The sequence below is a fragment of the Actinomadura roseirufa genome (assembly GCF_900659635.1).
In the GTDB taxonomy this organism is placed as follows: Bacteria; Actinomycetota; Actinomycetes; order Streptosporangiales; family Streptosporangiaceae; genus Spirillospora; species Spirillospora roseirufa.
Genome location: NZ_CAACVB010000313.1, coordinates 1 through 7,921 on the forward strand (window position 1 = coordinate 1; position 7,921 = coordinate 7,921).

Below are 7,921 nucleotides of genomic sequence, written 5' to 3' on the forward strand. Positions count from 1 at the left end.
AACTGGAGTTCAGACGTGTGCTCTTCCGATCTCGGCGCTCGCCGACCTGGAGCGCGACGCGCTGCGGCTCGAGGAGGTGACGGCCGCGGTCGCCCGGCCGGGCGCCGCCGAGCGCCGCCTCCATCGCCTCGCGCGCGGCGGGGAGATCCTCCCAGGCGCTCTGCGCGGGGTCCTCGACGATCGTCCAGCTCGCCTGCCGGCCGCGGCGCCCGAGCATCCGCCACTGCATGGGGGACAGGTCCTGCGCCTCGTCCACGACGATGTGCGCGTACTCGGGTCGTTCCTCGACCACGCCGTCGTCGACGCGCCGCGACCGCTCCAGCCGCTCCATCGAGGTGGTCAGCTCGCGCATCCGCGGCTCGAAGCCCTCGTCCGCCACCTCCTCGCCGGTGAGGATGTTGACGCCGTCGACGACGAACGGGTCGTCCTCGGCGGGCGCGCCGCGCCGGGACGGGCGCGGCGGCGGGCCGAGCAGCGCGTCGAGCTCGTCGAGCAGCGCGACGTCCTGGTAGCTGAGCGGGGCGTCCCGCGCCCAGGACGCGGCGAGCGGCGCCACGTCGGCGCGGTCGATGTCGCGCCCGGCGGCCTGCCGCAGCCGGGCGGGGTCGCCGAGCGAGCGCAGCACCTCCAGCGGGCTCCGCATCGGCCACCACGCGACGAGGAAGCCGGTGAACGCGCGCTGCTCGCCGACACGGGCGTCGAACCGCGTGCGCTCCGAGCCGTCCCGGCCGTCGCCCCGGCCGTTCTCGTGGCCGGCCGCGGGGTCGCCGCCCTCCTCCCCGCCGTCCAGCGAGGCGAGGCCGTCCGCCGCGAGGATGGCGTTCCACAGCCCGGTGTCGGCGCCCTCCCCGGACGCGGCCGCGTCCGGGCCGCCGAGGTCGTGGTAGCGCTCCCAGAGGGCGTCCAGGAGCAGCGCGGCGGCCCGGCCGCGGGCGGCGTTGACGCTTCCCCGGCTCCGCCGGTGGACCTCGGCGCCGATCCGGTCGAGCCTCGCCCGCCCGAGCGTCAGGACCACGCCCCGGAACACCACGCGCAGCTCGTCGGGGGCCCCGGGGGCGTGGGCGGCGACGGCGCGGCGCAGCACCGCCGCCATCGTCGCGGCGCCCTTCACCCGCGCGAGCCGCGGCGGGTCGTGCACGGTCGCGGTGGCGCCGTCGACGAGGTCGCCGAGCGAGCGCAGCGCCGCCGAGCCCTCGCCGAGCGACGGCAGCACCCGCTCGATGTAGGCGGTGAAACGGGGGTTCGGGCCGACGACCAGCACGCCGCGGGACCCGAACCGGCGCCGGTGCCGGAACAGCAGGTAGGCGACGCGGTGCAGGGCGACCGCGGTCTTGCCGGTGCCGGGGGCGCCGCGGACGAGCACCGTGCCGTCGGCGGGCGCGCGGATCACCTCGTCCTGCTCACGCTGGATCGTCGCCACGATGTCGCGCATCGCGCCCTCGCGGGTCCGCGCGAGGGAGGCCAGGAACGCGCCGTCGCCGACGACCGTCATCCCGTCGGCGGCGGCCGGGTCGAGCAGGTCGTCCTCCAGGTCGACGACGGTGTGCCCGCGCGAGTGCAGGACGCGGCGGCGGACGACGCCGCGCGGGTCCTCGGGGGTGGCGCGGTAGAAGTCCTCGGCGGCGGGCGCCCGCCAGTCGATCACCAGGGAGTCGTGCTCGCCGGTGCGCACGCCGATGCGCCCGATGTAGCGCCGCTCGCGGGTGGCGAGGTCGAGCCGGCCGAAGACCAGCCCGTCGTCGGCGACGTCCAGCGCCTGGGCGTGCAGGGCCGCCTGGTGGACCATCGCGTCCCGGTCCACCAGCGAGCCCTTGGTGCCCGCGAGCGACTGGCGGTACCCCTCGCGGATCATGGCCTGCGCGTCCGCCCGCATCTCCTCCAGCCGCGCGTAGGCCAGGTCGACATAGCGCTGCTCGGCGGCGATCTCCTGGTCCTTGACCGTGCCGCCGGTGCTCGACGATCGTCCTGTGACCTGGGACGACATGCAGGCTGCTCCTTGTCGGCTCCGTCGCGCCGGGGACGGGCCCCGGTCCCCCCGGAGGGGGCGAAGGAGACAGCTTATTCGCTCGCTCCGCCGGGCGTGGGGCGCGCCGATCGGCTCGCCCCGTGCCGCCCGCCGGGCGCCGCGGGGGCGGTGCGGCTCATCCGGCCGCCTCCTCGGCCGCCCAGAGCGTCAGCGCCGCGCGGCCGACCACGCCCGCGGCCAGCGCGCGCGCCCGGTCGAGGCCCAGGCTGCGCAGCTCCTCGGCCACCGGATGATCGCCCAAGGCGACCTTGGCGCCGCCCAGGCGCAGGCGCACGCGGGACGGCGCGACCCGCCACGGGATCCGGCGGGAGACGCCGTTCATGCAGGAGTAGGCGTCCAGCCTGGGCGCGCGCGTGATGCCCGGCACCGGCGGCCCGGGGCGGACGGCCAGCTCGACCGCCGTCAGCCCGCCGACCCGGACCGCGCAGCGCTTGATCCGCCCGGTCAGGTCGATGCGGATGCCGGCGAGTTCCTCGGGGAGGCCCCAGATCGTGCGGCCGGCCTCCAGCGGGAACCTCCGGTCGACCGGAAGCCAGTGGACGAACGCCCCGGCGCCCGCCGGCCGGCGCGCCCGGCCGAAGGCGCCGGCCCGCCGCGGAGCCCCCGGGGGCCGGACGAGGAACGCGACCGCGAACTCGTGACAGGGCCCGAGGACGGCGTGCGCGCGGCGGGCGAACATGAGCGAGCACACGGCCCGTCCGGGCAGCGGCTCGGCGACGTCGAGGCCGGAGTAGGCGATGACGGCCTGGGCCGCCGGGGCGGGGACGGCGAACATCGCCCACGCCACGGCGGCGTCGCCGACCCGGACCGGCAGGGTGACCCGCTCACCCTGGATCGTGTGGGCGGTCGCGCGGGGGGAGGCGGCACTCGTCACACCGATCAGTACAACAGGGTTCCCTTTCGACTGTCATCCGCCCGGCGTCCGCCGCCGGCGGCTCCGGTCAGGCCCGCCGCACCCCGGCCCGGATCCGGTCGAGGGTGGCGCGCATGCCCGCCCGGTTGACCTCCGCGCGCCGCTCCGCCGGGACGCCGGTGAAGACCCTGCCGAGCAGCGCGGCCACCGTCGCGGCGCGGCCGTCGCGGCGCAGGTCCTCCCAGTACTCGGTGAGCCGCGTGCGCGGCGCGGAGGCGTCGCCGACGTCCTCGATGCGGTAGCCCCACAGCGCCACGGGCATCCCGAAGGTCGACACCCGGAACGCGAACGCCTCCCCGGGCAGGGCGACGGTGACCTGGCAGGTGGTGAACCACACGCGTCGGCCGATCCTGTTGAAGCCGACGAACCGGGCGCCCGGCTCGATCGCTCGGTCGCGGACCCAGGTCGCGAAGACCTCCGGGCTCCAGTCGCCCATCCGCCGCGGGTCGGCCACGGCCGCGTACACGTCCCCGGCGGCGGCGTCGATGGCGACGCTCTCCTCGACCACCCATTCGCGTTCCATGGCCCGATGATGCCGCATATGCGACCGCCTGGTCACCTGAGGTGGGCGAATCGCTCCCGCCACGCCGCGTACCACGCGGCGAACCACGGCTCGTCCGCGGCGAGCGGCAGGATGTAGGTCACCGTCTCGGCGTAGTAGCGGCGCTGGAAGTCGGGCGGCATCTGGTCGAGCCGCTGGACGTTGCTGACCCGGTCGGCGAGCTTCACCACGACCGCCGCCCGGGGCGCGTCGCGCAGCCTGCGCAGGTAGGCGGCCTTCGCGGCGCGCTTGGCCTGCCGCCCCGCCCCTCCCGCGGGCGGCTTGGTGACCCAGTCGACGAGCTCGGCGACCTCGGGCCCGAACTCCGCCTCCACGTCCGCGAGCGTCGCGGCGGTGTCCTCCACGACGTCGTGCAGCAGTGCCGCGTCCAGGATCGCCGGGTCGGTCTCGCCCGCGCCCCGGACGAGCACCTCCAGCGCCTCCAGCAGGTGCTCCACGTACGGCACGCCCGTGGGCCGCAGTTGGTCGCCGTGCCACCGCGCGGCCGCCGCGGCCGTCCGCCCGAGCCGGTCGAGGTCGGGGCCGGCCGCGCCGGCGACGGCGCCGGCGGCGAGGTCGGCGCGCGCGGTGTCCCAGGTGCGCCAGCTGGTGAAGACCTCCACGGGTTTCCTCCGTTCTGCCCGGCCGTGTCGCGCGGGCGGCCGGTACACGGCATGGTTGGAGACGTTGCCCGAGTACGGTACGGGGCGCGAGAGGGCGGGACGGAGAGGGGGCGGCGCGGTCGTGGTCGGGAACCGGCGGCGGCCCGGAGGCCGGTCCGGGCCCGCGGGCGGGTTCCGGCTGGCGGCCGGCGTCGTCTCGGGCGCGGTTGCGGTCGGGCTGTGCACCGTCCTCGCCGACCGGTTCGTCCTGCACGCCGAGTGGTGGCAGGTCCGGCACACCGTCACCGCCGACCCGGTCGCCCCGCAGAGCGACCTCGGCCCGCCGCCCGGCCCGCTCACCGCGAGCTGGGAGCAGACCGCGCAGATGCGGCACGGGCCCGTCGCGGGGTACGGCAGCGTCGCCTACGACGTGGCGCAGGGCCAGGTGGTGACGGCCTCCGGGCGCGGCCTGAAGGTGCTGGACGCGCGGACCGGCGAGGGCCGCTGGAGCTACCGCCGCTCCGGCTGGACGCTGCTCGGCTGGTCCTCCACCGGGTCCCGGCTGGCGGCCTACTTCGAGCGGGACGGCGAGCGCGGCGACCGGCTGATCGTCGGGTTCGACGCGTTGTCGGGCGCGCTGCTGTGGCGGCGCGAGGGCGAACGCCCCGCGGCGGCGTCCCGCACGACGCTGCGCTGGCCGGCCGGGTCGGGGACGGTGCTGACCACCGACGCCGACCGGCGGACGCTGACCGGGCGCTCGGCGGCCACCGGCGCGCGGCTCTGGTGGCGGCGGCTGCCCGCCGGCTGCCGGCTGTTCGAGGGCGCCGCCCACCCGGCCGACGCGCGGGAGACGCTGGCGGCGCTGGCCCTGGACTGCGCGGGGGCGAACCGGCTGCTGGCCCTCGACCCGGCCGACGGCGCCGTCCGGTGGAACCGCCCGCTCGGCTCCGCCGAGGCGCCCGAGGTGTCGATGCTGGACGGGGTGACGCTCGCCTCCGACGGGACGGCGCTGCGCGCGTTCGACCGGCACGGCGCCCAGTTCGCCGCGTGGCGGGGCGACGTGTGCGGCGACGGGATGTGCCCGAGCGCGCTCGCCGGGGACCGTCTCGTCGTGGCCCGGCGTCCGCCCGCGCCGGGGCGCGCCGCCCGCCTGGAGGCGGTGGACGTGCCGTCCGGGCGGTCCCTGTGGAGGCGGGACGCCCCGGAGTACGCGGCGCTCGCGCAGGCGGGCGACCGGATCTACGCGCTGCGGCCCCGGCTCGCCGAGCCGCTGCTGCCCGCCGGGGTCGACATCATCACCGCGGCGCACGGGACGCCGGCCGACCGCGCCGCGCCGACGGCGCCCGCGCCGCTCGGGGTGGACCCCGAGCTGCCGGGGGTGCGGCCGTGGATGGCCGCGGCGGGCGGGCTGCTGTACGTGGCGGTCGCCGAGGCGCCGCCGCGCCCGGAGGGCCGGGCCCGGCTCGTCGCGCTGCGCGGCGGCGCCACCGGTGCCGGGCCCGCCGAGCTCGGCGGGGTACCGGAGTCCGACTGGCCCGACGCCTGCGCGCTTCTGCGGCGCGACGACCTCACCGCGCTGCATCTCGGCTCCTATGTGGCCCGGCCCACCCGGGCGAGCATCGGGCGGGTGCGGCTCCCGCGCCCGGTGTCGTGCACGTACGAGCCGCGCGACCCGGAGCCGCGCCGGAAACGGGGCACTTCCCCGGGCGGTGGACGGAGCGGTGGCCCCGATGGCGAGCGGGTCGCCGACCCCGACGAGCGCGACCGCGACGCCCCGGAGCCCGCCCCGAACAGCCCGCCGGGCGGCGGCCCCGTCGAGAGCCCGTCGAAGAGCCCGTCGAAGAGCCCGTCGAGGGGGCACTCCAAGAGCCCCGGCACGGACGGCGGTACGGAGCCGCCCGTGCGGGGGCTGACCGTGAGCGTGCGCTGGGTCGCCGGGGCCCCGCCGGTGGCCTCCCGGCTCCTGGACGCGCTCCAGTCGACGCAGGCGCAGGCGCGTCCCCGTCCCGACATCGGCGGCGACGACGCCTACGAGATCGGCTCGACGGCGGGCACGATCGCGCTGCGCGTGGGCAGGCTCATCATCGTCGTGGACGCGGGACGCCCACCGGGGGTGGCCCGCCGCATCGCCCAGACGGTGGCGCAGCGCCTGCGGCGCCCGGCCTGACCGGTCCCGCCCGGAGGGCGGCCGGAGGACGCGGGCGGATGGATCAGAACTCGGGGACGGGCTCCGGCTCCACCGGCTCGGGCTCCGGCTCGACGGCCGGGGCTGGGGTGCGCCCGGCCCAGTTCTCCAGCTGCGCCACGAAGCGCTCGGCGTGGACGGGCCAGTGGAAGCGCTCGCGGGCGGTCTCGTAGCCGCGCTTGCCGAGGTTGATGGCCAGCTCGGGGTCGTCCCGCAGGCGGCGGACGGCCGCCGCGGCGGCGACGGGGTCCCGGAACGGGACGATCAGCCCGCACCCGGACGGCTCCACGATCTCCACGGCGGGCGGGTTGGGCGTGCTGATGACCGGGACGCCACGGGCCATGTACTCCACGACCTTGGTCGGCATGGAGTGCCGGTAGTTCGGCTCGTCGTGCAGCAGCGCGAGCCCGGCCATGGCGCCCTCGGTGATGCGCAGCGCCCGGTCGTTCGGGACGAACCCGTACCAGCGCAGGATGCCCGCGCGCTGGGCGTCCCGCAGCGCGGGCTTGACGTCGCCGTCGGCGGCGCCGATCAGCTCCAGCGTGATGCCCTCGGGGTAGAGCAGCTTCGCCATCTCGACCATGTCGAGGGCGCCGCGGGCCGCCGACAGGTGCCCGACGTAGACGACGCGGTTCCCGTCCGGCGGCCCGGGCGGCAGGTCGGAGACGTAGGTGGTGTTGGGGACGACCGGGTGGTCCTTGCCGAACCGGTCCCGGTAGCCCTCCTCGGCCAGCAGCAGCCGGTGCCGCCGCTCGGTGCGCTTCTCCAGCCTCCGGACGGCGGGGGCCAGCACGGGCCGCACCGGCTTCGGTACCCACCCCTTGGCGGTGAGGGCCGCGGCGGTGTCCTCGTGCACGTCCCAGACGACGGTGCGGGACCGCACCTCGCGCGGGAGCGAGACCAGCAGCTCGGGGTCGTGCAGGAGGATCAGGTCGGCGTAGGCGGCGTGCTCGACGAGCGCGCGGTGCGCGGCGCGCAGGGCGCCGACCCGGCGCCGGCCCGTCGCCCGCGGCACGTCGACCGGGCTGATCTCCCGCCACGGAGTGACGTTGCATGCCCGAAATGGGGCAATGTAGGTCACTTCATGGCCCGCGTCGAGCAAAGCGCGTATCTGCCGGTGCAGAATACGCGCATCCTCGGGATGATGCACGATCGTGCAGACACAGACCCGCATTTGACTCACTCCGCTACGTGCCGAAATATCGCCTGTGGCCGAGTCTTGGACGGCCATGGAAATCACCGATGAATTCCCGTCGTCCGAGGGGTGGACAGCACCGGGCGAGTCGCTCATGTCCGCTAGAGGAGCTCGATCTCCTCACTCCGGACGTCGCGGGCGCGGCCGCGCGTGTCGAACAGCAGCCGGGCGTTCCGGGCGAGGGTCGCCGCGTCGTAGACGGCGTGGTCGGCCAGCACGATCGCGAGGTCGGCTGCCCGCAGCGCCGCGGGGAGGTCGTCGCCCGCGTCGCGCACCTGCGCGCCCTCGACCTGCCAGTCCGAGACGTACGGGTCATGGAAGCTGAGGTCGGCGCCCAGCCGGGCCAGCCTGCGCGCCACCGGCCGTGCGGGTGATTCGCGTTGGTCGGCGATGTCGGCCTTGTAGGTGACGCCCAGCAGAAGGATCTTGGCGTCCTTGAGGGCGCGTCCCTGGCGGTTG

General features: G+C 76.8%; 7 protein-coding genes. 1 reads left to right on the plus strand and 6 read right to left on the minus strand.

The genetic code is table 11. From position 1 onward, the window contains the following. The 4 genes from E1291_RS45480 to E1291_RS36250 form a co-directional block, all read right to left on the minus strand. Positions 1-1,984, minus strand: a 1,984-nt coding sequence (locus E1291_RS45480) for a HelD family protein (RefSeq protein WP_131742571.1), incomplete at its 3' end; no start/stop codon positions are given. A gap of 157 nt (positions 1,985-2,141) precedes the next feature. Continuing rightward, positions 2,142-2,900, minus strand: coding sequence for an acetoacetate decarboxylase family protein (locus E1291_RS36240; protein WP_131742572.1), 759 nt, complete (start codon positions 2,898-2,900; stop codon positions 2,142-2,144). A gap of 67 nt (positions 2,901-2,967) precedes the next feature. Further along, positions 2,968-3,462: an SRPBCC family protein gene (locus E1291_RS36245; protein WP_131742573.1), complete on the minus strand. Its 495-nt coding sequence runs from the start codon at positions 3,460-3,462 to the stop codon at positions 2,968-2,970. Between the two features lie 32 nt (positions 3,463-3,494). Beyond that, positions 3,495-4,103, minus strand: a complete 609-nt coding sequence (locus E1291_RS36250; protein ID WP_131742574.1) for an HD domain-containing protein — start codon at positions 4,101-4,103, stop codon at positions 3,495-3,497. A gap of 121 nt (positions 4,104-4,224) precedes the next feature. Between E1291_RS36250 and E1291_RS36255 the strand changes: the two genes are divergently transcribed. Beyond that, a complete protein-coding gene (locus E1291_RS36255; RefSeq protein WP_131742575.1) occupies positions 4,225-6,249 on the plus strand; it encodes an outer membrane protein assembly factor BamB family protein in 2,025 nt (674 codons plus the stop codon). 43 nt (positions 6,250-6,292) lie between these two features. On the opposite strand, the gene E1291_RS36260 is transcribed toward E1291_RS36255, so the two are convergent. Both E1291_RS36260 and E1291_RS36265 read right to left on the minus strand, forming a co-directional pair. After that, complete coding sequence (locus E1291_RS36260) at positions 6,293-7,441, minus strand: glycosyltransferase family 4 protein (RefSeq protein WP_131742576.1); 1,149 nt, start codon at positions 7,439-7,441, stop codon at positions 6,293-6,295. 122 nt (positions 7,442-7,563) lie between these two features. Further along, positions 7,564-7,921 (minus strand): UDP binding domain-containing protein (locus tag E1291_RS36265; RefSeq protein ID WP_278045304.1); only part of this gene is annotated, 358 nt, incomplete at its 5' end.

Bases quoted from the DNA above. Each gene is read 5' to 3' on its own strand.
- E1291_RS36245 (WP_131742573.1), bottom strand. From the start codon at position 3,462: ATGGAACGCGAATGGGTGGTCGAGGAGAGCGTCGCCATCGACGCCGCC.
- E1291_RS36260 (WP_131742576.1), bottom strand. From the start codon at position 7,441: ATGCGGGTCTGTGTCTGCACGATCGTGCATCATCCCGAGGATGCGCGT.